We start from the raw sequence: 24,075 nt of genomic DNA on the forward strand, positions 1-24,075 counted from the left end.
ATCGAACTCACTCACGGGAGAGACCCTTCTTGAAGTCTGACGGAGAACTCATGGACATACTCAATGCCTACGACCTGACGGGGTCGTATCGGGCTGCGGCCGAGTTGTGCGGTTGCAGCCATCACACGGTGAAACGGGCGGTTGACGACCGTGCGGCCGGGCTGGCGCCGGCGGTGCGTCGCGCCCGATTGATCGACGACTACCTGCCTCATATCGAGGGGTGGGTGGTGGATACGAAAGGAAAGATCCGCGCCGACAAGGCACACGAAAAGCTTGTGGCCCTTGGCTATACAGGGAATGAACGTACCACACGGCGTGCGGTCGCGGAAATGAAAGCGCAATGGCGCGTGGGTAATACGCGAGTGCACCGGCCGTGGGTGACCGAACCCGGCCTGTGGGTGCAGTACGACTTCGGCGACGGGCCGGTTGTTGATGGCCGCAAGGTGGTGTTACTGGTGGCGTGGCTGGCGTGGTGCCGCTACCGGGTGGTGATCGCGCTGCACGACCGGACCGCGCCGAGCGTGTTCGCCGGTCTGGATCGGGTGTTCCGCATTCTCGGTGGCGCCCCGTCGTATGTGTTGACCGACAACGAGAAAACGGTCACCACTGGCCATATCGCCGGGGTACCGATCCGCAACCGGCAGGCGGTCAGTTTTGTCCGCTACTACGGCGTCACAGTGCTCACCTGCGAGCCGGCCGACCCGGCCACCAAGGGCGGGGTGGAGAACGCGGTGAAACTGGCCAAGTCCGATATCGTGCCGACCGACACCAATCTGCTCGACGCCTACGAGACCTTCGGCGATGTCGTGGCCGCGTGTGAGCAGTTCATGGGTGAGATCAACGACCGGGAGCACCGCACCACCGGACGACGTCCGATCGAGATGCTCGCCGCCGAACGCACCCGACTGCATCCGATCCCCGATCTGCCGCACACCACCGGGTTGGGGGTGACTCGCCAGGTCCCCCGCAACACGCCGATGATTTCGTTCGACCACTGTCAATACTCTGTTCCGGCAATGCTGTTGGGTCAATCGGTGTGGGTGCGTCATCACCCAGCCACCGATGAGGTGATCGTGTGCGCGCTCGATGACGGCGGACCGGCCGAGGTGGCCCGGCACCGCCGTACCAGCCGCGGTACCCCGGCGATCGATGACGCCCATTTCCCCGACCATGAACCGAAAATCCCGGGTGACTATCGGATTCGGGCACGCAACGCCGACGACCACGCGTTCCTGGCGATCGGCGAGGGCGCCGGATTGTGGTTGAAAGAAGCCGCCGCCGTCGGCACCGAACGCATGCGGGAGAAGATGCGCCATGCCGTGTCGCTGGCCGCCTTGCATACCACTTCGGATGTGGACTGGGCGTTGGGTCATGCCGCGGTGCACGGCCGATTCGCCACCGGTGATCTCGACTCGATCCTGGCCGCCAAAGACCTCGACCCGACGCGGCACCAGGCCTCGGAGAACACCTCCCTGGCCCAAGGAACAAAGGGCTGGAACATGTTGGGCAACAACACTATCGACGGCACTGATCTCGACGAGGAGGAAACACGATGACCACAACAACGATGTTGCCTGCAGAAGTCGAAACGTTGATGCGGCAACTGCGGCTGCCGCATGCCCGCGCGATCGCCGGTGACGTGCTGGCCACCGCACGGGCACAACGCTGGGACCCCGCCGAAGTCGTCACAGCATTGCTCGCCGAAGAATCCGCAGGCCGCGCCCGATCGATGTTGGCCTCACGCCGCAAATCGGCGAACTTCCCGACCGGCAAGACCTTTGACGTGTGGGACGAGACCGCGTCCTCGATCCCGGTGCCCACCCAGCACGCCCTGCAAACCCTCGAATGGGTGCAGCGACGCGAGAATCTCGTGGTGTGCGGGCCCGCAGGCACCGGCAAGACGTTCTTCCTCGAAGCGCTCGGGCAGAAAGTGATCGAGGCCGGCATGCCCGTAGCATGGTTCAGTCTCGAACAACTCGGCACCCTGGTCCGCGCCCACCGCGCCGATGACACCCTTGGCAAGGCCATCGCCAAGATCGTGCGCGCCGAACTCGTCGTCATCGATGATGTTGGCCTGCTGCCGGTGGGAGCTGACGCCGCAGAAGGGCTCTACCGGGTCGTAGAAGCCGCCTACGAACGCAAATCCGTCGCTGTGTCCTCCAACCTGCACCCATCCGGTTTCGACGAGCTGATGCCCAAAACGCTCGCGACCGCGACCGTGGACCGGCTGCTGCACCACGCCCACCTCTGCCAGACCAGCGGCGACTCCGTGCGCCTGGCCCAAGCCCTGGCCGGAAAGGGGGTCACCGCGCTGAACTGACATCCCCCGGTGGCGGACCAGCGGGCAGATTCATGTCCGCCACCGGGCACCCCCTCGTGACCGCCTACGGGCAGTTTCCACGACCGCCTGTGGGCACTTCCCGCTGTCCCTTGACACTTCGCCGCCGCCGGTCTGGACATCCAACGACGCTGATGCCCTGCCAACCCGCTCGGCGAGCTGGCGGGCATAACCCCAGGCGGGGCGTTCCTCGGTTGCTCGTCCATCCACCCAGGAGAAGTCCCAGCCGGACACGTCAGCAGAAGCTCCGGCCTCGATTAGTGAGTCGAACGTGTCAGGCATGAGGAACATACTCCCTGACAGCGTGCCAGAGTGGTGGGGTCGCATCTTCGATGTGGCGCGAGCGACATGGGCCGGCCGTCGAGGATCACCGTGGCGTCGGGCACACACCGGACGGTCGGGCGCGTCGCCGGGCGAATGACTCAGACACCCTCACCCGGTGCGTCCTCGACCAGCCGCGTGAGCAGCTCGCCGAACACTGAACGCTCCTGCACCGAGAGGCGTCCGAAGGACTCCTGCATGACGCGGTCGATCGCCACGTTTGCGGCCTTGAGCACCTTCTCGCCTTCGGGAGTCAACTCAGGCCGGATGGCACGTCCTGGTCCGCTCACGCGACGTATCAGTCCGCGCCTCTCCATCCGGGTGGCGAGGGTGCCGAATGCCTGGTCGGTCTGAAAGGTCAACACCGCGAGGTCATGCAACGAGGCTCCGGGGTGAGCATGTAAGTGGCGCAAGGCATCCCACTGCACGATCGAGATGTCCAGCGCCCTCAACGCATCGTTGCCGGCCCGGTGGTGTTTGACCTGTAGACGTTTCACGGCCTGGCCGAGCTGCTGGATGGTCATCGCCATGTCCTGATGGTAGGACATCGGAACAACTTGCTTATATAAATATCCTTATCTAAGGTTGTTTATATGATGGCCCCGGCCGTGCTGCTGCTGCACGGTGGCGCCGGCCCGGACTCTGTCGCCGGCTTCGCAAACCTGCTCGCAGACCGGACTGGCAGTCGCGTGATCACGCCGGTTCACCCCGGCTTCGGAGGTACCTCCCGCCCCGAGGCCCTGGCCACCATCGGGGGGCTGGCCGAGGCCTACATCGCATTGCTGGACGCGCTCGACATCGACGACGTCACCGTGATCGGCAATTCGATCGGCGGCTGGACAGCCGCCGAGATCGCCGTAGGCCGGCCGTCACGGCTCGGTCGCCTCGCACTCGTCGACGCGGTCGGCATCGATGTCCCCGGTCATCGCGTCGTCGACTTCTTCGTACTGACCCCGCGTCAGATCGCCGAGCGCAGCTTCCACGATCCCGCGAGATCTGTCGTCCCCGACGTCGCGACACTGCCACCGTCCGTACGGGCGATCACCGAGGGCAATCGCGAGGCACTGCGCGTTTACGGCGATCCGATGACCGAGCCCGGTCTGCTGGAGCGGCTGGCCTCGATCGATGTGCCCACGACTGTGATCTGGGGTGAGAGCGACGGTATCGCTGACGTCGATTACGGCCGCGCGTACGCCGACGCGATCCCTCGTGCACAGTTCATCGTGCTCGAGGGCGCCGGACACGTCCCACAGATCGAGACCCCCGAGACCTTGTTGGGTGCGCTGACCCCGGTGCTTGGCTAACCTGTCCGGCGCCCGCACCGCGCAACTGTTGACCTTCATGTTGGTTGAGACCCGACAATGAGCTGGCGACCGGCTATCGGTACTACGCGCCTCCCAGATTCCGCGGGCGATACAAATTCGGCAGCTCCGCGATATCGGCATGTCGCTGCCGACGATCGCCCAATACCTCGCGTCGAACGATGCGATGCAACGCAGCTGATCGACGACCGTGCGCGTCGAACTGCGCAAGCTCGTCGACACGCGCGCCGGCTTCTGGCTGATCGTGTCGACGGGGAGTGATCACCGTGGCCGTCGTGGTCACGATGCTCATCGCGAACAGCACAAAACCGGAGGTGTTGAACTTCGGCGAGTTCTTCGGCAAAACCAATATCCCGACCGCCATCATCTTGCCTGTACTCGCGATCCTGCTTGTCACGAGCGAGTGAAGTCAACGACACGCGTTGACCACCTTCACGATGGAGCTTCGACGCGAACGAGTCATCCTCGCCAAACTCGGCGCCGCACTCATCGCAGGAGTCAGCGCCGTGGTGTTCTCGCTGATCGTCGGGGCGATCGCCACAGTGCTCGCGCGGGTCATCTACGGTTCGCCCGCCTGCGAATGGAGCTTGACCGCTGCCGGAGTGGTCAACTCTTTCACCATCCAGATGTTCGGGCTGCTCGTCGGATTCGCCTTTGCCGCACTCATCCTCAATACCCCCGGCGCCGTCGCCTACTTCGCCTTGCCAACCGTCTTGTCCATGCTCACCGAGTTGGTGCCGTGATTCAAGGACAACCTGAGCGGATGGATCGACATGGCGTCGACGCAGACGCCCTTCCAGTCCGGAGACTGGGCCACCGGCGGGGAGTGGGGGCGGCTGATGGTCTCGACACTCGTCTGGATCGCAATCCCATTGACGCCGGGTGTGATCCGACTATGCGGACAGAGGTCAAGTAGCCGTGAGGTGACGGCACTCTGAACGCACGAACTACGCGGACCCGCATCCCTCCGGGTCCGCGTAGTTCCCCCTGATCCCATATATTGGTACCAGGTTTCCATTGTATGAAATAGGGATGATAGTCTTCACACACGGTACGCAGAATCTGATGTCGTGCCGACACGGTGACCACCCGCATCACCCCTCGCCCTTCTCGTATGTCTCCCGGTGGTGGTGTTCCATGCTCGCGTCCCAACCTCTTCCGCCAAGCTCCATGGCTTTCAACGCCATTGGCGGATCAGCAATTCGTGACCTGCTGAAGGTCACCGAACAACCGGGAGTCCTCAGCCTCGCCGGCGGACTGCCCGCAACGGAGTTCATTCCGACATCCGCGATCGCCGCAGCAACCCAACTCGTGATGACCGACGACGCGGCGCTGCAATACACGGCCAGTCGCGGCGCGGCAACGTGTCTCCGCGCCGTCGCTGCCTTCATCGGCGGCTCACCCGACGAAGTGTTGATCACCCACGGCTCTCAGCAAGCGCTGTCGATGCTGGCGCATGCGTTTGTTGATCCCGGTGACGTCGTGATCGTCGACGACCCGGTCTATGTCGGCGCGCGTCAGGCATTCCAAGCCGCACGAGCACGCATTGTCGCGCTCCCCATCACCGCGACCGGTACCAACACCGCACACCTTGCTGAGCTACTCGAGTCGGGTCTCCGACCGCGGATCGTGCACACTGTCAGCAACTTTCACAATCCCAGCGGCGTCACCGCCGATCCCGACACTCGACAAGCACTCGCCGACCTTGCACAACAGTACGGCTTCTGGATCATCGACGACGACCCGTACGGATGCCTGCGCTTCAGCGCCGACGACGGCCGTCGCCGGATCGCACCCGACCCGATACCCGGCGACCGGGCCATTCGACTCGGCTCTGCGTCGAAGATTCTTGCTCCGGCGTTGCGCGTCGGCTGGTTACAGGGACCCACCGGTGTCATCGATGTCGTCGAGCGCCTGAAACAGAGCGCGGACCTCTGCGGTTCCACCTTCAGCCAGCTCGTGGTGGCTCAACTGCTCTCCGACACCCAGTGGCTCGACGAGCATATCCGCACGCTGTGCGTTGAGTACGGCGCCCGCGCAGCAGAATTGGTGAAGTCGCTACACCGACACCTCGGCGACGGCGTCGAGCTGACGGTGCCCTCGGGCGGAATGTTCTGCTGGGCAAGACTTCCCGGCATCGACAGCTCGGCACTGCTCGACGCCGCACTCATCGAAGGTGTCGCATTTGTGCCGGGCGCCGCATTCGCGGTCGACGCCGACTTCAGCGACCACCTGCGACTGAGCTTCGCGACGTTGCCACCCGACCTGCTCGGTGACGCGATCCGTCGACTCGCGATCGCGCTCGACCGGACACACTGACGTGCCGCCCGTCGACACCACCGGGCATGTCACGGATCGGTGGGAACGCCGAACATCCAGGTGCGCAACGCATCTCGGCGGTCGGAGCCATTTCCCCGATGAGTAGCTCGACATCGAGGCACAGCTCAATCGTCGGCCGCACCTCGCTCCCCCACACCCAACGATGAGGCTCCTTCACTTCGAGTGAAGGAGCCTCATCAGAGTGGGAATCGCTCAGCTCGCGAACTTGGCCGTGACCTTGGCAATGCGCTCGTCGCGCTTCTCCTTCTTCTCGGCCTTCTTCTCCTCGTGGATCTTCTTGCGAACAGCGTCGGAAGCAGCTTCAGCGGCGTCCTGCTGCGCCTCGATCTCAGCGAGCACCTCGTCAAGTGGGCGACGGACGATCGCGCCACCGTACTTGGCGACGAGGGCGTCGAACGCTGCGGTGTCCGCCTCATCCGTCTCTGCCAGAATGGCATTGCCGCCTGGTCGAATGGTCTTGCCGAACTCGGTGATCGCGACGTCGCAGTCGTCGGCGCGGCTCGCGTCGACCAGCGCGCCTCCGGCTGCACCGAGACCGAATCCCAAGAGCACACCGAGCGGTCCGCCGAGCACGCCGATCAGCATGCCGAGCAGTGAGCCGCCGACGGTGGCGTCGCCCGACTTGACGTCGCCGCCCTCGGTGACATTCAGCCGTCCGTTCTCATCACGCCGGAGGATTGCTGCGGCAGTCACCCCAGCCGACGCGGAGTTGCACCTCGGTGGGCAATCCATCGCCGACCGACGCCGCGTCGCTGCTCGATAGGTGCTGGCCCGCCGTCGTCGAGCTGGCACAGGTGCTCAACGCACGCGGCGAGATCGGCGAGGGCGACGTGATCCGCGCGCTCCGCAGCCCGCCCGGACCGGCGGGAGATCGGTATGTCGCCGAGCTGCAATCCGGCTACCGGGCGGTATCGTGACCAGCACGGGCACACAGCCCGTGAGCGGGTGATGTTTCGAACTCGGGTTGTCCACCTACCGTCCGTTACCTGTACCAACACCGCCGTCCTGCGAGGCCATCGAGGGGCGGCGGTGTTGTCTGAGCCGGGCCATGTCCGTACCAATCCATAGAATTTGAAGAGTTGGTCATCGTCACCAGGAGGACGAGGCCCCTATGCCCGACGTACGCTACAAGTTTCCTGCCGATATCAAGCGTGAGCTAAGGCGCACAAGAGGATTCGGCTGGCGACCTCGCTCCCGGGTCCGGCTGGCGAATAGCGAACCAGTGGTTCGCAGCCGTCCACGGCTTTGCGATGTTCGAGCTGGTGCGGGTACATCCGATCCGATGACGGCGTCGAGAAGGTACTACTCCCGCTTCTCGACGATCCGCTCGCAGGCCTGGCCGCCGGTCGAGTCCGGCTCGAGGACGGCAAGCCTGCCGGATCTCCATTCCGCCGGAATCGTTGCACGGGAGGACACTTCACCAGACCAGTGCGCCGGCTGGGAACGCATCGACCGATCTGCTCCCAGTTTTCCCACGGCTCGTTGGTCGTTCAGATGGCCTGAGCGCCCAGCATTCTCCAACGGCCCTGGCTTCACGTGCCGGTGCGGTGTGTTGGCGCGCCTGTGACGCCGGACGATCCCGCGGGCTCAGGTCGGCCCGGTCGCTTACACCAGTCCGTTCATGTACGCGAGAGCAACGAGGTGCGCACGGTCACGAGCCTCGAGCTTTCGCATCGCATGGTGTGCGTGGGTCTTCACGGTCAGTGGGGCAATGAACAGCTTCTCGGCGATGTCGGTATTGCTCAGGCCGATTGCGATGAGGGCGACGATCTCCCTTTCACGGGGCGTCAGTTGTTCAACCGGTGGCGACGGCGTCGACGCCGCGGTGGCAGGCGTCGCGACATAGGAGTCGATGAGCGCCCGAGTTGCCGTTGGCGACAGGGTGGGCTGCCCGGCGGCGGTATCTCGTACGGCGGCAAGCAGATCGTCAGGGCTGATGCCCTTGCCGACAAACCCGAGGGCACCTGCGCGCAACGCCTCGGTCACGTAATCGTCGTTCTCGAACGTCGTCAGGATCAGGATCGCAGTGTCGGCGAGGGCTGGATCGGCCCGGATGCGCCTCGTAGCCTCCACCCCATCGAGATCTGGCATCCGCACATCCATCAGCACCACATCTGCTCGGGTGCGTCGCGCGATGTCGAGGGCCTGACATCCCGTCGACGCCTCGCCTACCACCTCCATATCGCTCTGAGCGTCAAAGAGGGCGCGAAACGCGTTGCGCAACAAAGCATGATCGTCAGCCAAGAGGATTTTAATGCTCACGACACCACCCTTGAATTCCTCATTTCCCGATCGCTCGCAATGATCGGAAGCCGGGCGTGGATCACGAACTGATCGTCGCGATAGCCCGCATCGATCGACCCCCCCGAGGCCACGACGGTGTCGCGGAGCCCGGTGAGTCCAAGCCGCGTGCCCTCACCCTGAACCGCCGGACGCGCGGGATTGATGACCTCGATGTCGATGATCCCGCGCACCATCCTGATCCGGACTGTCGCCGATGCGGCGGTGCCGTGCTTCCGAGCGTTCTGCAGAGCTTCCGCGAGAACACGGTAGGCGGCCACCGATCCCGGGGTCCGTGCGACGCTGCCCGTCATCGGTCCTCCGTCGACGGGTTCACCCATGCCGTATTCGGTGTGCTCGATGGTCATTCCCGCCGATCGAAACGATTCGATCAGCTCGGCGCGGGCGTCGAAGTGGGCGACCGGCAAGCGATTCACGTCGGGTGCGGACGTCAAGAGGCCGACCGTCGATCGCAATTCATCGAGTGCGAGCCTGCTCGCCTCCTCGATCGCCGTCAACGTCTCGGCGACCTTCGTCTCCGACTCCGAGTGCGGTGTCGCCATGAGGTAGCGGGCAACCCCGGCCTGCGCGTTCACCAGAGTGATGTGATGCGCGACGTCGTCGTGCAGGTCGCGCGCGATGCGCATGCGTTCGGCCTGTACCCGCTGATCGGCTTCGCGCTCCCGCGACGCAGCCGTTGCCACCGCCTGTGCGCGCACCGCGTCGATCCGTTCGGCACGCGTGCGCACCATCGTGCCGACGGCCACCGCGATCACCACATAGTCGAACACCACCAGGTGGGTCAGCTCGATACTGTCGGGTGTCACCCAGATGAATGATGCCGCGGTCAGCCACATGCCGACCACCACCCCGACCAGCCAGCCGACACCCACCCGAAAACGTGTCGACGATGTGGCGAGGTAGATCGCCGCAATCGAGGCCAGCGGTATCCAGGGTGTGTGTGGGGGCACCGCAACCAAGAGGGTCTCGGTCACGACTGCGGCGGGCAGAGCGAACCACGGTTGTCCGCACGCCCACAGGACACAGACCCCCGCAATGAAGGCCAGCACAACCCGGAGCGGCAGAGTCGAGCGATCGCCCGCGAACAGGACGACCACCATCGGGAGGCACGCCACACACGCTGCAGCGATCCACTGCGACGTGCTCCCTGAGAAGCTCCCGTGTGTCCTCGTCACAGACGACGCCTCCTATCCGGTTATCCAGTATGCCCGGACACGCGCTGCTGGTCGTGGTCTGCGGACGGCGCTGCGGCATCATCGTCATCCGCTGATGCCTCTATCGAGAGGTTCGGCAGCAGTCGTCCCAGCCATCGGGGCAGCCACCAGTTGGCGCCACCCGAGACGAACATGAGCGCTGGGATCATTGCGAGTCGGACGACGAATACGTCGAGTAGGACGGCAAGTGCCAGGCCGAGGCCGAACTCAGCGATGAGCCGGACCCCGCCCGCGGCGAACGAGGCAAAGACACTGAACATGATCAGCGCGGCGGCGATCAGCACCGGCGCGGTGTGCGTGACACCGTCACGAATCGAACGCCTGGTGTCGCCGGACTGATGCCAGCGTTCGTAAATGCTACTGAGCAAGAAGACCTCTTTACCGGACTAGGATGGCAGGAGCTCGCCAGCAATGCGTTTGCCGCAATCATCTGCTGACGACCGTCTCCCGAACCGACGCGCCAACGAAGGCGTGACTGCTCTTGTCAGAGCTTGATCTTGACATTGTCACCGCGGCTGATTGCTTCGGCGATGCTGGTCAAAGTCGGCTCGACGAGGGCGGTGCCAAGCTTGCGTTGCAGCGCTCGCTTGACCGTGGCTACGGGCTGGCCTTTGCACTGGCGGTAGACGGCGTCGACCTCCCGCTGCATGTTTCCCGCAACCTGCTTCGCGAGCTTCTTCTCGAAGTTCGGATCCATCGTGAATCCAGCCATGTCGTCCCCCTTGTGGTCACCACTTGAGTGATCACGATCGTATCTGCGGGCACCGACACCAACCCCGCCATCAGCGTCTACCTGACCATCCGCCTGACGAGGTAGCGAGCGTCACGGCCGACTCCCCGTAAAGATGCGGAGGAGAGGCTGCGCTGCCATTCGAGGCCGATGTAGCCGAGTCCGGTGTGGGTGGTGGACAGGCCTTTCCGTTGCCGGGGGCGCCCGTCCTGGTCGAGAGCACCGATACCGGCGAGGTAGGGCAGGTGGGGTGTGTATCCGGTGGCAAGGACGATCGCGTCGACGTCGCTGGAGGTGCCGTCGGGCCATACGGCGGTGTCGCCGTCGAGTCGGGTGAACATCTCGCGGGCAACGGGTTGGGATGCGGCGAGGGCGGCGCGGTAGCGGCCGGTGTCGAAGACCGGCACGGTGGGCGGGTTGGTGATCCGGTGCCCGATGGGGAGGGCGTCGATGCCGGTGATGGTGAACCAGAAGTGCATGTCGCGGCCGAGGGGGCGTTGCGGGGCGAACTTCACCGGTGTGCGGCTGGCGAGGGTGACTGTGGTGGTGTCGGCGAGTTCCGCGGCGATCTGGACCGCGGAGTTGCCGGCGCCGACGACGATGACGTTCTCCCCGGTGTGGTCGGCGGGGGTGCGGTAGGTGCTGGCATGCAGCAGTTTTCCGGTGAACGTGTCTTGTCCTGGCAGTGCCGGGAGGTGGGGTGAGCCGAATCCGCCTGTGGCGGCGACGAGCCGGGGTGCGGTGAAGGCGGTTCCGATGTCGGTGTGGGCGGTGAAGGTGTGGCCGTCGTGGTCGACGGCGTCGACCCGGTGGTTGAGGTGGATGTCGACGTCGAGGCCCTTGGCGTAGCGGCGCAGGTAGTCGACGACTTCGTCGCGGTGCGGGTAGTGGTCGGGGTCGCCGGGGAAGGAAAGCCCGGGTAGGGAGCTGTATTTCGCGGGCGAGAACAGGGTGAGGCTGTCGTAGTAGTGCGGCCAGGATCCGGCGGTGTCGTCGGAGGCTTCGAGGATCGCGGCGGTCAGGCCACGCTGGCGGAGGGAGTGGGCAGTGGCCAGGCCGGACTGGCCGGCGCCCACGATGAGGGCGTCGTAGTGGGACATGTGGGGGTCCTTCGAATCAGGGAGTGGCGTCGACGGTGCGGCGGGGGACGCTGGCGGCCGCGACGAGGGCTGCGAGGAGTGCGATGGCACCGAGGACGAGGTAGGCGTGGGCGTAGCTGCCGGTCCAATTCGACAGGGCGGTGCCGGCCCACGGGGCGAGTGCCATCACGATGACGATGGGGGCGGACATCAGGCCGTTGAGGCGGCCGTAGTGGACGGCGCCCCACCGGTCGGTGATGGCGGTGGCTTGGACGAGGGTGAACAGTCCACGGATCAGTCCGGCGCCGATCGCGACGGTGATCAGGGTCACGACCGTGGTCACGACACCCAGTAGTGCGGTGCTGACGGCGGTCGCGACGAGAACACCGATGGCACGGCTGCGAGCCGAGGTACGGGCCGCGAGGGGCAGGTAGCCGATGCGGCCGAGGAGCTGTCCCGCCCCACTCAGGCCGAGGGTCAAAGCCGCCAGAGACGGGGAGAAGCCTTGTTCGATGAGCAGCGGCACGAGGTTGAACACGCCAGCGAAGGCGGCGAACGCGCCGAGGCTCAAGGCGGCGACGAGGGCGAGGAACGCGGGGCTGCGGGAGGCGTCGCGGTGATCGGCCGCGTCTCCGTGCGCCGGTGCCGGTGGGTGCGGCCAGCGCCCGCGCAGCCCCCACAGGTGGGCGGGGATGGTGATGACGGCGAGGATCGCCGCGAGGATGAGATAGGTGGCGCGCCAGTCGGTTCGCTCGACCAGCGTCGCGGCGAGCGGGGCGAAGACGGTGCTCGCCAGGCCCGCGGCGAGGGTGAGGATCATCAGCGCCTTGACGTAGCTGTCGCCGTACCAGCGGGTCAGCGCCGCGAACGCGGGCGGGTAGAGAACGCCGCCCATCGCGATGCCGGCGAGGATCCAGCCGGCGTAGAACGTCGGCAGGTTGTGTGCGGTCGCGATGAGGAGCAGTGCGGGCACGGCGAGTACGGAGCCGGCGGTCATGATGGCGCGCGGGCCGATGCGGTCGATGATGCGGCCGACGGGGATGCCGGTGAATGCGGCGGCGAGCTGGCCGATCGAGAACGCGGCCATGATCGTCTGTAGGGACCAGCCGGTGTCGTCCGCGATGGACACCGACAGCACGGGGAAGGCGTAGTAGAGGATGCCCCAGCTGGTGATCTCCGTCAGGCACAGGATCGCCAAGACCCGCCGCAGACCAGCCGCGGGAAGGGTGTCGGTCTGCGGCGGGGCCTTGGTGTCCGTCATCGGGCTATCGTGACCCGCCGGGTGCGGTCAGGGTCACCAACTCTGGCTGCGGCGCGCCGCAGCAGCCGCCTTCCGAGGCGTCGGCGTCGGGCTCGTCGAATACCCCTGCGCCGCCGCAGACCCCGGTTTCGGGGAGGATCAGCTCGACGCGGGCGGCGGCCTCGTGGTCACCGGCGATCGCGGCGGCGATGCTGCGGACCTGCTCGTACCCGGTCATGGCCAGGAACGTCGGTGCGCGGCCGTAGCTCTTCATTCCGGCCAGGTAGAAGCCGGGTTCGGGGTGGCTGAGTTCCTCGGCGCCGTGCGGGTAGACGGTGCCGCAGGAGTGCACGTTCGGGTCGATCAGCGGGGCCAGCTCGATCGGGGCCTGCAGGACCGGATCGAGGCCGAGGCGGATCTCCGACAGCCAGGACAGCTCGGGCCGGAAACCGGTGAGCACCACGACACGGTCGACACCGTCGACCCGCTGACCGTTGTCGGAGGTCAGGGCAACCCGGTCCTGATCGGCGGGTTCGACTGCGGCGGTGCGGAACCCGGTGACGACGTTCAGCAGGCCGTCGTCGACGGCCTTCTTCGCCTTCAGGCCCAGGGCGCCGCGGGCGGGCAGCTGGTCGGATTCGCCGCCACCGAATGTGGAGGCGACGTCGCCGCGGCGCAGGATCCAGGTGATCCGGGTGCCGGGTGCTTCCTTCTCGAGCGCGGCGAGGGCAACGATGGCGTTCAGTGCCGAGTGGCCGCCGCCGGCGATCGCGGTGTGCTTGCCCGCGTACTGCGCGCGCACTTCCCGGTCGTCGAGGTCCGGGACGCGGTAGGAGATGACGTCGGCCGCGGCCTTCTCGCCGAGCGCGGGTAGTCCTTCGCCGCCGAGCGGGTTCGGGGTGCCCCAGGTGCCGGAGGCGTCGATGACCGCCTGCGCAAGCACACGTTCCTCGGTGCCGTCGGCGCGGCGGATGTGCACGGACAGCGGTTCGGTGTCGCGGCCGGAGTCGACGACGAGGTCGCGGCCGCGGCGGGCGACGCCGATGACCTCGGTGCCGAACTGCACGGCGTCACCGAGTGCGGCGGCGAGCGGGACGAGGTAGTCGCGGACCCACTCCTGCCCGGTCAGATACGCCTCATCGTCGGGGGCATTCCAGCCGGTCTGGTCGAGCAGGCGGCGGGCGGCGGGGTCGATGACCTCGGCCCAGCGGGAGAACAGTCGCACGTGGTTCCACTCGGCCACGGCAGCTCCTGCGCGGGGGCCCCGCTCGAAGACCAGCGGGGTGAGCTGGCGTTCGCGCAGTTCGGCGGCGGCGGCCAGACCGATGGGTCCGGCACCGATCACGACGACGGGCAAGTCGTTCATCATTCGACCTTTCATCGATGTTCTTCGATCAATGCCCACAGTATCGATGGCCATCGATGAATGCAACCATCGATGCCGATCGATATACTGAGTTCATGGTTACGTCCACTGAGTCCGCCGAGTGCCGTGTCCCGCCGAGTGCAGGTGCCGGGCATCCGTCGGCCGGTTTGGCGGCCGAGGACGCGGCCACCTACGCCGGTTGGTTCGCCTGCCTGGCCGAACCGACCCGTGTCCGGCTTCTCCACGAGGTCGCCAGCACCCCGGCCGGCGTCAGCATCGGGGAGCTGGCCACACGGCTGGGCATCGGCCAGCCGACCATCTCGCACCACGTCCGCAAGCTCGCCGACGTCGGCTTCGTGACCGTCCACAAGGACGGCACCAGCTCCGTCGTGGTGGTCAACCCGGCGTGCTGCACCGGCCTGCCGAGCGCGGCCGACGCAGTCATGGGCCTGCTCACCCAGCGCCCGTGCTGCCCGGACGATCTCCCCGGCGACGTGACCGTTCGACCGATGACCGACGAGGACTGGCCCGCCGTGCGCCGCATCTACAGCGACGCCATCGCCACCGGTCTCACCACCTTCGCCACCGAGGTGCCGCCTCGGAAGACGCTGGACACCCAGTGGCTCCCGGATCACCGGTGGGTCGCCGAGATCGACGGCACCGTCGTCGGCTGGGCCGCCCTAACCCCCGCGTCGCCCCACGAGCACTTCCGCGGGGTCGCAGAAAGCGCGGTCTGTGTCGCCGAAGGCTGGCGCGGCCGCGGCGTCGGCAAGGCCCTGCTCCGAACGCAGGTGATCGCCGCCGACCAGGCCGGCCTGTGGACGCTACAGACCTCGGTCTTCCCGGAGAACCGGGCCGCGATCGCGCTGCACCACTCCGCCGGGTTCCGCACCGTCGGGGTCCGCGAACGCATCGCCCAACTCGGCGGCGAGTGGCGCGACACCGTCCTGCTCGAACGACGATCCGAGACCGAGGCCGCCACCAGCTGCGCGGCGTTCTGACCGTCGTGGACATCGAGCTGCTCTACTTCGACGGCTGCCCCAACTGGCAGATCGCCCGGGACCAGATCGCCGAGGCCCTCGCCGCGACCGGGAACGCCGGAACGCCGATCGTGCTCCGGGCGATCGACACCCAGGACGAGGCAGAACGCGAAGCGTTTCCGGGATCGCCCACCATCCGCATCGACCGGGTCGACGCGTTCGGGCCGACCACCGGGGTGGGACTGACCTGCAGGGTCTACCACACCGCCAACGGCCCCGCCGGAGCACCGACAGTTCCCGACCTCGTCGAGGCGCTCCGCCAGGCGGAGCTGCGGCGACACTGACGTCAGACACTCAGTCCGCGTATGCGGACCGTGCGTTCGAGCATCGTCGAAATGTCGAATTGGCGGAAACCGACCCGATCAGTGACCTCGCGAGTGAGGGCAAAGATGCCCGCTCGTTCCGCCCACAGCGCAGCACTGCACCGAAGGCGACACGAGCGGGTTCACGGCCGAAGCAACATGCGACCTAGCAGCAGCCCGTCATCGGCGTGCACGCGCACATCTCACATGTTCCGTTCGCCATCATTACCTGACAGGTCCACCAGGCCTGCAGATTCGTCAGCCAGTTCTCCATGTCCTCACCTGATCTCCAACCCCCATCTAACATCGTAGTTCATCGGTTATCATCGCCGTATGACGATTGATCGTGCGGATGGTTGCCTGACAGCCGGGAGTACCGGCTCGACCCTCGATGCGGCGGTGGCGTTGTTCCACAGCCTGTCGGACGGGACCCGGTTGGCGATCGTGCGCCGCCTCGCTGCGGGTGAGGCTCGGGTGGCGGATCTGGTCGGCGAGTTGGGGTTGGCGCAGTCGACGGTGTCGGCGCATGTGGCGTGTCTGCGGGACTGCGGGCTGGTGACCGGCCGCCCGCAGGGGCGGCAGGTGTTCTATGCGCTGGCCCGGCCGGAGTTGATGGATCTTCTCGCCTCGGCGGAGACGCTGCTGGCGGCGACCGGGAACGCGGTCGCGTTGTGCCCGAACTACGGCACCGATGCCGAGGAGAAGTCATGAGCGACGCGTGCGGCTGCGGCCACGACGAACCCCGCCCCGAAGGCGAGGAAGAACACGAGCCCGAAAAGCTCTGGCACATCACCGAGATCCGCGCCGCCGCCGCGGCCGGCGTGCTGCTGGTCGCGGCGCTGATCGTTCGCGTGACCGGCGGAGCCGATGCGCTCGCTGTGGGGTTCGAGGCGGCCGCGCTGATCGTGGCGGGTTACACGTTCGTCCCGTCCACGCTCAAGAGGCTGGCCAAGGGCAAGATCGGCGTCGGCACGCTGATGACGATTGCCGCCGTCGGAGCGGTGCTGCTCGGCGAGGTCGGCGAGGCCGCCATGCTCGCGTTCCTGTTCGCGATCAGCGAGGGGCTCGAGGAGTACGCGGTCACCCGCACCCGCCGCGGCCTGCGGGCCCTGTTGTCCCTGGTCCCGGACACCGCCACGGTGCTCCGCGGCGGCCGCGAGGAGACCGTCCCGCCGGCCGAGCTCGCTCTCGGCGAGATCATGATCGTCAAGCCCGGGGAGCGGATCGCGACCGACGGCGTCATCCGCACCGGACGCACCGCCCTGGACACCTCCGCGATCACCGGCGAATCGGTGCCCGTCGAGGCCGGTCCCGGCGACGAGGTGTTCGCCGGGTCGATCAACGGCACCGGAGTCCTCGAGGTCGAGGTCACCGCTGGCGCGCAAGACAACTCGCTGGCCAAGATCGTGCGGATCGTCGAGGCCGAGCAGTCCCGCAAGGGCGAAGCGCAACGCCTGGCCGACAAGATAGCCAAGCCGCTTGTCCCGGCCGTGATGGTCGCGGCCGCGGTCATCGCCGCAGTCGGCAGCCTCGCCGGTGATCCGCGGGTGTGGATCGAACGCGCCCTCGTCGTGCTCGTCGCCGCCTCACCGTGCGCGCTGGCGATTGCCATCCCCGTGACGGTCGTCGCCGCGATCGGCGCCGCGTCCAAGCTCGGCGTCCTGGTCAAGGGCGGTGCCGCCCTCGAAGCACTCGGCCGCATCCGCACCGTCGCGCTGGACAAGACCGGCACTCTCACCCGCAACCAGCCCGTCGTGATCGACGTCGCCGCCGCTAACGGCGCCACCCGCGGCGACGTCCTCGCGGTGGCCGCGGCGTTGGAGGCCCGCAGCGAACACCCGCTGGCCCGAGCGATTCTCGCCGCCGTCGGCCACTACGTGCCCGCCGACGATGTCGATGCCGTGACCGGCGCGGGCCTGACCGGCCGCATCGACGGCGCACCGGTTCGGCTCGGTCGACCCGGCTGGATCGACCCCGGCCCCCTCACCGCCGACATCGAACGGATGCAGCGTGCCGGCGCCACCGCGGTCCTGATCGAGCGCGCCGGAACCGTGATTGGGGCGGTCGCCGTCCGCGATGAACTCCGCCCCGAGGCACACGAGGTGATCGCCGGCCTGCGCCGCGACGGCTACCAGGTCGCGATGCTCACCGGCGACAACGACCGCACCGCCCGCGCCCTGGCCGCCGACGTCGGCATCGACGAAGTGCACGCCGACCTGCGCCCCGAGGACAAGGCCCGCATCGTCGGAACCCTCCGCGCTGCGCGACCGACCGCGATGGTCGGCGACGGAGTAAATGACGCCCCCGCCCTCGCCACCGCAGACCTCGGTATCGCGATGGGCGCAATAGGAACCGACGTGGCGATCGAGACTGCCGACGTCGCTCTGATGGGCGAGGACCTGCGCCACCTACCTCAGGCGCTGCACCACGCGCGCCGGTCTCGGACGATCATGCTGCAGAACGTCGGCCTGTCCCTGGCGATCATCACCGTCTTGATGCCGCTGGCCCTGTTCGGTGTCCTCGGCCTGGCCGCGGTCGTCCTCGTCCACGAAGTCGCCGAGATCGTCGTCATCGCCAACGGCGTCCGCGCCGGACGCGCCCGAACCCTCACCGCAGCGACACCCTCGGCGATCACGCGCGAACCGATCGCCGGGACTCGGTCATGACCTACGCCGAGCCCACCACCTCGACCTCAGCCAGGTGGCGCCGCGGCCGCCGCACCCTCGTCGCGGTCGCCGTCGCCTTAGCTGCGATCGCGCTGGTCGTCGATCCGATTGCACGCGACACTCTTTCCTGGGGTCGGACCGTCGATCTCGGCCTGCTGCAACTGCGCCTGACCTACAACACCGGGGTCGCTTTCAGTCTCGGCGACCAACTCCCCACCGCCGTCGTTCTTGCCGCCACCGCGGCCATCACCGCCACGATCAGTGTGTTCGCGTGGCGTACCGCACCGGACAGTCACCCGATCCAGACCGTCGGGCTCGCCGCGATCGTCGCCGGCGCCGCCGCCAACGTCATCGACCGTCTTCTCGACGGCAAGGTCACCGACTACTTCCACACCGGATGGTTCGCCACCTTCAATATCGCCGACACCTACATCACCTGCGGCGTCGTCCTCGTCATCGGCGCATTGCTCCTCGAATCCAACGAGGACCACTCACCATGACCCGCATACCCGAGCACCTTGCGCAACGCCCACACCGCGGAAGCGTCCGGGTGAACGTGGGCGCGCTCGTCGCCGGTCCCTTATCGGACGAGTGTGGTCAGTCGTCGAGGTCGAGTTGGGCGACTGCAGCTTTGGCAGTGCGTCCGACGCCGAGGATGGTCGCCGAGCCGGGGCCGGTCCAGTCCCCGTAGCCGAGCAGGTGCAGGCGGGGCTCCTTGAGCGCCTTCGTGCCCGAGACGGCGATCGTGCCGTCGTGCTCGCGCAACCGCAGCGGACGCAGGTGGGCCAGCGCGGGCCGAAAGCCGGTGGCCCACACAATGACATCGGCGTGCTGAACCGTGTTTCCCCAGGCGACGCCGTCTCGGGTGAGACGGTCGAACATCGGTAGCGCCTGCAGGACACCACGATCGCGGGCCTCACGCACCTCGGGCACCATGACGATGTCGCCGAGGGAAGCCGGTCCGCCGGGATCGGGTTTCCCGGCGGCGATCGCCGCGGCGCGCTCGGATGCGACCTGGAACAGCACCCGCCCGTCGACGTCGTCGGCGAGGAAGCGGGGTGGCCGGGTCGTCACCCACGTGGTGGTGGCCACGGTGGAGATTTCGGCGACGAGCTGGGCGGCGGAGTTGCCGCCACCGACGATCACCACCCGGGCGCCAGCGAAGTCCGACGGTTGCCGGTAGTCGACCGTGTGGAGTTGGCGGCCGGTGAACTCCCGCGCACCCGGGTACAGCGGCCAGAACGGTTGCTGCCAGGTGCCGGTCGCGCTGATCACCCGCCGGGCCCGCCAGATCCGTTGGTTCGTGGTGACGGCGAGGTGCTGCCCGTCGCGGTCCACACCGGTGACCCGGACGGGCCGCTTGATCGGCAGGTCGTAGCGCTCCTCGTAGGCGGTGAAGTAGTCGACCACGTGCGAGGCGGGCGGGAAACCGTCCGGCCACGGCGGCATCGGCCATCCCGGCAGGGCCGCGAACTCCGCCGGGGAGAACAGCCGCAGCGACGGCCACGTGTGTGGCCATGCCCCGCCGGGTACCGGTTGGTCGTCGAGGATCACGAACCGGTGCCCGGCTCGCCGCAGGTAGTAGCCCGCGGCGAGCCCGGCCTGTCCGCCACCGATCACGACCACATCCATGTCGGTCACCGATCGCTGCTGCATCATGCTCAGACGGTGACGGGCTCGCCCGCGGCGGCGAGGGTGTTCTCGGTGATCTCCCCCTGGTCGGCCAGCCAGCGCTCGGCGTCGATCGCGGCGGCACAGCCGGTGCCGGCCGCGGTGATGGCCTGACGGTAGGTGTGGTCGACCAGGTCGCCGGCCGCGAAGACACCCTCGGTGGAGGTGGCGGTGGTCGGCGACTGCACCTGGACGTAGCCGGCGGCGTCGACGTCGACCTGGCCCTTGACGAGCTCGCTGCGCGGGTCGTGGCCGATGGCGACGAACATGCCGGTGACGTCGAGCGTGGACCGCTCGCCGGTGACCGTGTCGCGGACCACCAGGCCGGTGACGCTGTTCTCACCCAGCACCTCGACCGGCTCGGCGTTGGTGACGAAGCGGATCTTCTCGTTCGCCTTGGCGCGCTCGAGCATGATCCGGGACGCGCGGAACTCCTCGCGGCGGTGCACGAGGGTGACGCTGCGGGCGAACTTGGTCAGGAAGGTGGCCTCCTCCATCGCGGAGTCGCCGCCGCCGACCACGACGATGTCCTGGTCGCGGAAGAAGAAGCCGTCGCAGGTGGCGCAGGCGCTGACGCCGCGGCCGAGGAGCTTCTCCTCCCCCGGGATACCGAGGTAGCGGGCAGCGGCACCCATCGCGAGAATGACGGCGCGGGCGTAGTACGTCTCACCGTTCGCGACGACCTTCTTGACCGGGCCGTCCAGCTCGATCTCCTCGACGTCCTCGGTGCGGATGTCCGCGCCGAAACGCTTGGCCTGCTCGCGCATCTCGTCCATGAGATCCGGGCCCATGATGCCCTCGCGGAAGCCGGGGAAGTTCTCCACCTCGGTGGTGGTCATCAGCGAGCCGCCGAACTGGGTGCCCTCGAAGAGCAGGGGCTCGAGCTCCGCGCGGGCGGCGTAGACGCCGGCCGTGTATCCGGCGGGTCCGGAGCCGACGATGATCAGGTCGTGGATGGTCGCGTCAGTACTCAATGAGGAGCCTTCCGTGCGGCCCCCGCAGGGGCGAAGAGGTGGACGTTGTCGGTCAGGAACGGGCGGGCTCGGCGGTCAGTTCTGCGATCAGCGCCTCGACCTTCGCCTTGATCTCGTCACGAATCGGGCGGACCGCGTCGACACCCTGACCGGCCGGATCCTCGAGAACCCAGTCGCGGTAGGACTTTCCGGGGAAGACCGGGCACGTGTCGCCGCAGCCCATCGTGATCACCACGTCGGAGGCCTGTACCGCGTCCACGGTGAGGATCTTCGGGGACTGCGTCGAGATGTCGATGCCGACCTCGGCCATCGCCAGGGTCGCGGCGGGGTTGACCTGGTCGGCCGGGGCGCTGCCCGCGGAGCGGACCTCGATCCGGTCACCGGCCAGCGCGGTGAGGAATCCGGCGGCCATCTGGGAGCGGCCGGCGTTGTGCACGCAGACGAACAGGACCGACGGAGTGGCGTTCGGGGAATCGGTGGTCATCGAGAACCTTTCGGGAAGATGGAGGGGTCAGGCCTGGGTGGTGGTGGTGAGTTCGGTGAGCAGGCCGCGGACACGAATATCGATCTCGTCGCGGATCGCGCGCACCATGTGCGGCGATTGCCCTTCCGGGTCGGGTACCGACCAGTCGAGATACCGTGTGCCCGGATGGACCGGGCAGGCGTCGCCGCAGCCCAGGGTGACCACCACGTCGGCGACGGCGACGACCTCGTCGGTCAGCGGCTTGGGATACGCGGCGGCCAGGTCGATTCCGGTTTCGGCCATCACCGCGAGGACGGCGGGATCGATCCCGCCGGTCGGGGCCGAGCCCGCCGAATGGACGTGGACACGGCCGCCGCTGTGGTGGTCGAGCAGCGCCGCCGCCATCTGCGAGCGGCCGGTGTTGTGGGCGCAGACGAACAGCACCTCGGGCGCCGTCTTCACCACGGAACCGTCGGTGTGGGCGCGGGCGGTGAGGCGTTCGGCGGCCAGCCTGGGCGCGAGCGCCGTCAGATGGGTGTGCACCGTGGCGGTCTCGCGGAGCGCGGCGTACGACTCGAACACCGTCCGCTCCACCGTTTCCGGGGAGAAGACCCCGACGTATCTGCCGGCGAGATGCTCGGCGGCCCGCCGCAGGACCGCCTCGGGGACGAGTAGTTCGGACTGATGGCGGTCGACATGCTGGGACATGTTCGTCTCCTGGCCTTCTCGGGTCACGAAGCGATGGGTGCGGGAGAGTCCGTGCGGTTGAAGCGTTTGCGTAGCGCGAGGGAGACGTAGACCAGGCCGACGAGGACGGGGACCTCGATCAGCGGTCCGACGACCCCGGCGAGGGCCTGGCCGGAGGTGACGCCGTAGGTGGCGATGGCGACCGCGATGGCGAGCTCGAAGTTGTTGCCCGCGGCGGTGAACGCGAGGGTGGTGGTGCGCTCGTAGCCCAGTCCCATTGCGGCGCCGAGTGCGTAGCCGCCGCCCCACATGATCGCGAAGTACGCGAGCAGCGGGATCGCGATCCGGACGACATCGAGTGGCTGCGAGGTGATCTGGTCGCCCTGTAGCGCGAAGAGGATCACGATGGTGAACAGCAGGCCGTAGAGCGCCCAGGGGCCGATCTTCGGCAGGAACCGCTCCTCGTACCACTCGCGGCCCTTGGCCTTCTCCCCGAAGTGGCGGGTGAGGAACCCGGCGAGCAGCGGGATGCCGAGGAAGATCAGTACGGACTTGGCGATCTGCCACGGTGAGGTGTCGATGGTGGTCTGTTCGAGGCCCAGCCAGCCGGGCAGCACCGAGAGGTAGAACCAGCCGAGGACGGCGAACATGATTACCTGGAAGACGGAGTTGATCGCGACCAGGACGGCGGCCGCTTCGCGGTCGCCGCAGGCGAGGTCGTTCCAGATGATGACCATCGCGATGCAGCGCGCGAGGCCGACGATGATCAGACCGGTCCGGTATTCGGGCAGGTCGGGCAGGAAGATCCAGGCGAGCGCGAACATCAGCGCCGGGCCGAGGACCCAGTTCAGCAGCAGGGAGCCGAGGAGGAGTTTGCGGTCGCCGGTGACGGTGTCGAGGCGGTCGTAGCGCACCTTCGCGAGGACCGGGTACATCATGATCAGCAGACCGAGCGCGATCGGCAGGGAGATGCCGTCGAGTTCGACGGCCCCGAGTGCGTCACCGAGGCCGGGGATCATCCGGCCCAGGAGCAGGCCGGCGACCATCGCCACACCGATCCACACCGGCAGGAACCGGTCCAGGGTCGAGAGCTTGCCGACAACAGCGGGATGGGTGGTCGTCTCGGTCACCGGGCCACCTCCACGACCGCAGCTGCGGGCACGCAGGCCGAGCCTTCGACGACACCGACCTCGGACGCCAGCACCGCCGACAACTGCGCGAGCGCGGACGGGATCACCCGGTAGTAGACCCAGGTGCCGCGGCGCTCACAGTCGAGCAGACCGGCCTCGCGCAACACCTTGAGGTGATGCGAGATCGTCGGCTGCGACAGCTCGAACGCCGGGGAGATGTCGCACACACAGCTCTCGCCGTTCTCGTGGCTGGCGATCAGACTCAGCATCCGCAGACGCACCGGATCCCCGAGCGCCTTGAACATCCGGGCCAGGTCAGAGGCCCAATCTGAGGTCAACGGCTCCCGCGTGATGGGCGAGCAGCAGGCCTCGACCCCACTCGACGATTGATTCGACATACGTCTATATTGACTCTTATCGATTCAACTCGTCAACCGAACGGCCGGTGAACACGGCCACCCCGGAAGGATCCGAGCGTGAACAAACCTTCGGTGCTGTTCGTCTGCGTGAAGAACGGCGGCAAGTCCCAGATGGCGGCCGGGCTGATGCGCAAGGCCGCCGGCGACGCGGTCGAGGTGCACTCGGCCGGCACCAAGCCTGGCGCCGCGGTCAACGCCCTGTCCGCGCAGTCGCTTCTCGAGGTCGGCGTGGACATCACCGCCGAGACCCCGAAGGCGATCGACCCGCAGCTGCTGCGGGCAGTCGACGTGGTGGTCACCCTCGGCCGCGAGGCCCACGTCGATCCCGTCCCGGGGACCCGGTTCGAGAACTGGGACACCGACGAGCCGTCCGAACGCGGCATCGACGGCATCGACCGCATGCGCCTGGTCCGCGACGACATCGCCGCCCGCGTCGACCGGCTCACCGCCCCCACCCACCCCTGAGAACTGA

The 24,075-nt window shown here is 67.3% G+C and carries 26 protein-coding genes and 1 pseudogene; 12 read left to right on the top strand and 15 right to left on the bottom strand.

From position 1 onward, the window contains the following. Positions 1–29 precede the first annotated feature (29 nt). A complete protein-coding gene (gene istA, locus ABLE92_RS08360; protein ID WP_348804311.1) occupies positions 30–1,556 on the top strand; it encodes an IS21 family transposase in 1,527 nt (508 codons plus the stop codon). Further along, positions 1,553–2,320, top strand: coding sequence for an IS21-like element helper ATPase IstB (istB, locus tag ABLE92_RS08365; protein ID WP_348804312.1), 768 nt, complete (start codon positions 1,553–1,555; stop codon positions 2,318–2,320). The genes istA and istB overlap by 4 nt, the downstream gene beginning before the upstream one ends. Positions 2,321–2,760: 440 nt before the next feature. Here the strand turns inward: istB and ABLE92_RS08375 are convergent, their stop codons facing one another. Further along, a complete protein-coding gene (locus ABLE92_RS08375) occupies positions 2,761–3,189 on the bottom strand; it encodes a MarR family winged helix-turn-helix transcriptional regulator (RefSeq protein ID WP_348804313.1) in 429 nt (142 codons plus the stop codon). Between the two features lie 63 nt (positions 3,190–3,252). On the opposite strand from ABLE92_RS08375, the gene ABLE92_RS08380 reads away from it, so the two are divergent. From ABLE92_RS08380 to ABLE92_RS08390, 3 genes and pseudogenes are all read left to right on the top strand, one after another. Then, positions 3,253–3,963: an alpha/beta fold hydrolase gene (locus ABLE92_RS08380; protein ID WP_348804314.1), complete on the top strand. Its 711-nt coding sequence runs from the start codon at positions 3,253–3,255 to the stop codon at positions 3,961–3,963. A gap of 208 nt (positions 3,964–4,171) precedes the next feature. Continuing rightward, a pseudogene (locus tag ABLE92_RS08385) lies at positions 4,172–4,897 on the top strand (ABC transporter permease). A 254-nt stretch (positions 4,898–5,151) separates the two neighbouring features. Further along, positions 5,152–6,300, top strand: a complete 1,149-nt coding sequence (locus tag ABLE92_RS08390; protein ID WP_348804315.1) for an aminotransferase-like domain-containing protein — start codon at positions 5,152–5,154, stop codon at positions 6,298–6,300. A 213-nt stretch (positions 6,301–6,513) separates the two neighbouring features. Here the strand turns inward: ABLE92_RS08390 and ABLE92_RS08395 are convergent, their stop codons facing one another. Further along, a complete protein-coding gene (locus ABLE92_RS08395) occupies positions 6,514–7,053 on the bottom strand; it encodes a DUF1269 domain-containing protein (RefSeq protein WP_348804316.1) in 540 nt (179 codons plus the stop codon). Between ABLE92_RS08395 and ABLE92_RS08400 the strand changes: the two genes are divergently transcribed. Then, positions 7,041–7,238, top strand: a complete 198-nt coding sequence (locus ABLE92_RS08400) for a hypothetical protein (protein WP_348804317.1) — start codon at positions 7,041–7,043, stop codon at positions 7,236–7,238. The two genes, ABLE92_RS08395 and ABLE92_RS08400, sit on opposite strands and share 13 nt — an antisense overlap. A gap of 688 nt (positions 7,239–7,926) precedes the next feature. Here the strand turns inward: ABLE92_RS08400 and ABLE92_RS08405 are convergent. The 7 genes from ABLE92_RS08405 to ABLE92_RS08435 all read right to left on the bottom strand — a co-directional run bounded on the left by ABLE92_RS08405 (position 7,927) and on the right by ABLE92_RS08435 (position 14,251). Continuing rightward, positions 7,927–8,583, bottom strand: coding sequence for a response regulator (locus ABLE92_RS08405; protein ID WP_348804318.1), 657 nt, complete (start codon positions 8,581–8,583; stop codon positions 7,927–7,929). Beyond that, positions 8,580–9,596 (bottom strand): sensor histidine kinase, encoded by a 1,017-nt coding sequence (locus ABLE92_RS08410; protein WP_348804319.1) that lies wholly within the window; start codon positions 9,594–9,596, stop codon positions 8,580–8,582. The genes ABLE92_RS08405 and ABLE92_RS08410 overlap by 4 nt, the downstream gene beginning before the upstream one ends. Positions 9,597–9,817: 221 nt before the next feature. Beyond that, positions 9,818–10,204: an MMPL family transporter gene (locus tag ABLE92_RS08415; protein WP_348804320.1), complete on the bottom strand. Its 387-nt coding sequence runs from the start codon at positions 10,202–10,204 to the stop codon at positions 9,818–9,820. A 116-nt stretch (positions 10,205–10,320) separates the two neighbouring features. Then, on the bottom strand, positions 10,321–10,548 hold the full coding sequence (locus tag ABLE92_RS08420; protein ID WP_005195354.1) for a hypothetical protein: 228 nt from the start codon (positions 10,546–10,548) through the stop codon (positions 10,321–10,323). Positions 10,549–10,625: 77 nt separating this feature from the next. Then, positions 10,626–11,666, bottom strand: coding sequence for a flavin-containing monooxygenase (locus ABLE92_RS08425; protein WP_005195353.1), 1,041 nt, complete (start codon positions 11,664–11,666; stop codon positions 10,626–10,628). A gap of 16 nt (positions 11,667–11,682) precedes the next feature. Continuing rightward, on the bottom strand, positions 11,683–12,906 hold the full coding sequence (locus ABLE92_RS08430; protein ID WP_005195350.1) for an MFS transporter: 1,224 nt from the start codon (positions 12,904–12,906) through the stop codon (positions 11,683–11,685). Between the two features lie 4 nt (positions 12,907–12,910). Next, the gene (locus ABLE92_RS08435; protein ID WP_074852727.1) at positions 12,911–14,251 is read right to left on the bottom strand and encodes an NAD(P)-binding domain-containing protein; all 1,341 of its coding nucleotides are present in this window, start codon (positions 14,249–14,251) and stop codon (positions 12,911–12,913) included. A 95-nt stretch (positions 14,252–14,346) separates the two neighbouring features. On the opposite strand from ABLE92_RS08435, the gene ABLE92_RS08440 reads away from it, so the two are divergent. The 5 genes from ABLE92_RS08440 (at position 14,347) to lspA (ending at position 18,759) form a co-directional block, all read left to right on the top strand. Then, a complete protein-coding gene (locus tag ABLE92_RS08440) occupies positions 14,347–15,252 on the top strand; it encodes a GNAT family N-acetyltransferase (protein WP_005195334.1) in 906 nt (301 codons plus the stop codon). A 5-nt stretch (positions 15,253–15,257) separates the two neighbouring features. Further along, positions 15,258–15,575 carry a hypothetical protein gene (locus tag ABLE92_RS08445; protein ID WP_005195331.1) on the top strand — a complete coding sequence of 106 codons (318 nt, stop codon included), beginning with the start codon at positions 15,258–15,260 and terminating at the stop codon, positions 15,573–15,575. A gap of 351 nt (positions 15,576–15,926) precedes the next feature. After that, positions 15,927–16,304, top strand: a complete 378-nt coding sequence (locus tag ABLE92_RS08450) for an ArsR/SmtB family transcription factor (protein ID WP_005195330.1) — start codon at positions 15,927–15,929, stop codon at positions 16,302–16,304. Continuing rightward, on the top strand, positions 16,301–18,259 hold the full coding sequence (locus ABLE92_RS08455; protein WP_005195329.1) for a heavy metal translocating P-type ATPase: 1,959 nt from the start codon (positions 16,301–16,303) through the stop codon (positions 18,257–18,259). Before ABLE92_RS08450 ends, ABLE92_RS08455 begins: the two co-directional genes overlap by 4 nt. Further along, positions 18,256–18,759 (top strand): signal peptidase II, encoded by a 504-nt coding sequence (gene lspA / locus ABLE92_RS08460; RefSeq protein ID WP_005195328.1) that lies wholly within the window; start codon positions 18,256–18,258, stop codon positions 18,757–18,759. Before ABLE92_RS08455 ends, lspA begins: the two co-directional genes overlap by 4 nt. A gap of 97 nt (positions 18,760–18,856) precedes the next feature. Here the strand turns inward: lspA and ABLE92_RS08465 are convergent, their stop codons facing one another. From ABLE92_RS08465 to ABLE92_RS08490, 6 genes are read right to left on the bottom strand one after another with little or no spacing between them, the layout of a single operon-like run. After that, positions 18,857–19,918, bottom strand: a complete 1,062-nt coding sequence (locus ABLE92_RS08465; RefSeq protein WP_005195327.1) for an ArsO family NAD(P)H-dependent flavin-containing monooxygenase — start codon at positions 19,916–19,918, stop codon at positions 18,857–18,859. A gap of 2 nt (positions 19,919–19,920) precedes the next feature. After that, positions 19,921–20,904: a thioredoxin-disulfide reductase gene (trxB, locus tag ABLE92_RS08470; protein ID WP_005195324.1), complete on the bottom strand. Its 984-nt coding sequence runs from the start codon at positions 20,902–20,904 to the stop codon at positions 19,921–19,923. Positions 20,905–20,956: 52 nt separating this feature from the next. Further along, positions 20,957–21,388: an arsenate reductase ArsC gene (locus tag ABLE92_RS08475; protein ID WP_005195323.1), complete on the bottom strand. Its 432-nt coding sequence runs from the start codon at positions 21,386–21,388 to the stop codon at positions 20,957–20,959. A 27-nt stretch (positions 21,389–21,415) separates the two neighbouring features. Further along, positions 21,416–22,075 (bottom strand): arsenate reductase ArsC, encoded by a 660-nt coding sequence (locus ABLE92_RS08480; protein WP_005195321.1) that lies wholly within the window; start codon positions 22,073–22,075, stop codon positions 21,416–21,418. A gap of 23 nt (positions 22,076–22,098) precedes the next feature. After that, positions 22,099–23,184 (bottom strand): ACR3 family arsenite efflux transporter, encoded by a 1,086-nt coding sequence (gene arsB, locus ABLE92_RS08485; RefSeq protein WP_005195320.1) that lies wholly within the window; start codon positions 23,182–23,184, stop codon positions 22,099–22,101. After that, positions 23,181–23,582, bottom strand: coding sequence for an ArsR/SmtB family transcription factor (locus ABLE92_RS08490; protein WP_005195318.1), 402 nt, complete (start codon positions 23,580–23,582; stop codon positions 23,181–23,183). Before ABLE92_RS08490 ends, arsB begins: the two co-directional genes overlap by 4 nt. Before the next feature lie 78 nt (positions 23,583–23,660). On the opposite strand from ABLE92_RS08490, the gene ABLE92_RS08495 reads away from it, so the two are divergent. After that, a complete protein-coding gene (locus ABLE92_RS08495; RefSeq protein WP_348804321.1) occupies positions 23,661–24,068 on the top strand; it encodes an arsenate-mycothiol transferase ArsC in 408 nt (135 codons plus the stop codon). Positions 24,069–24,075: the final 7 nt, after the last annotated feature.

It is taken from the genome of Gordonia oleivorans (genome assembly GCF_040044975.1).
GTDB lineage: Bacteria > Actinomycetota > Actinomycetes > Mycobacteriales > Mycobacteriaceae > Gordonia > Gordonia oleivorans.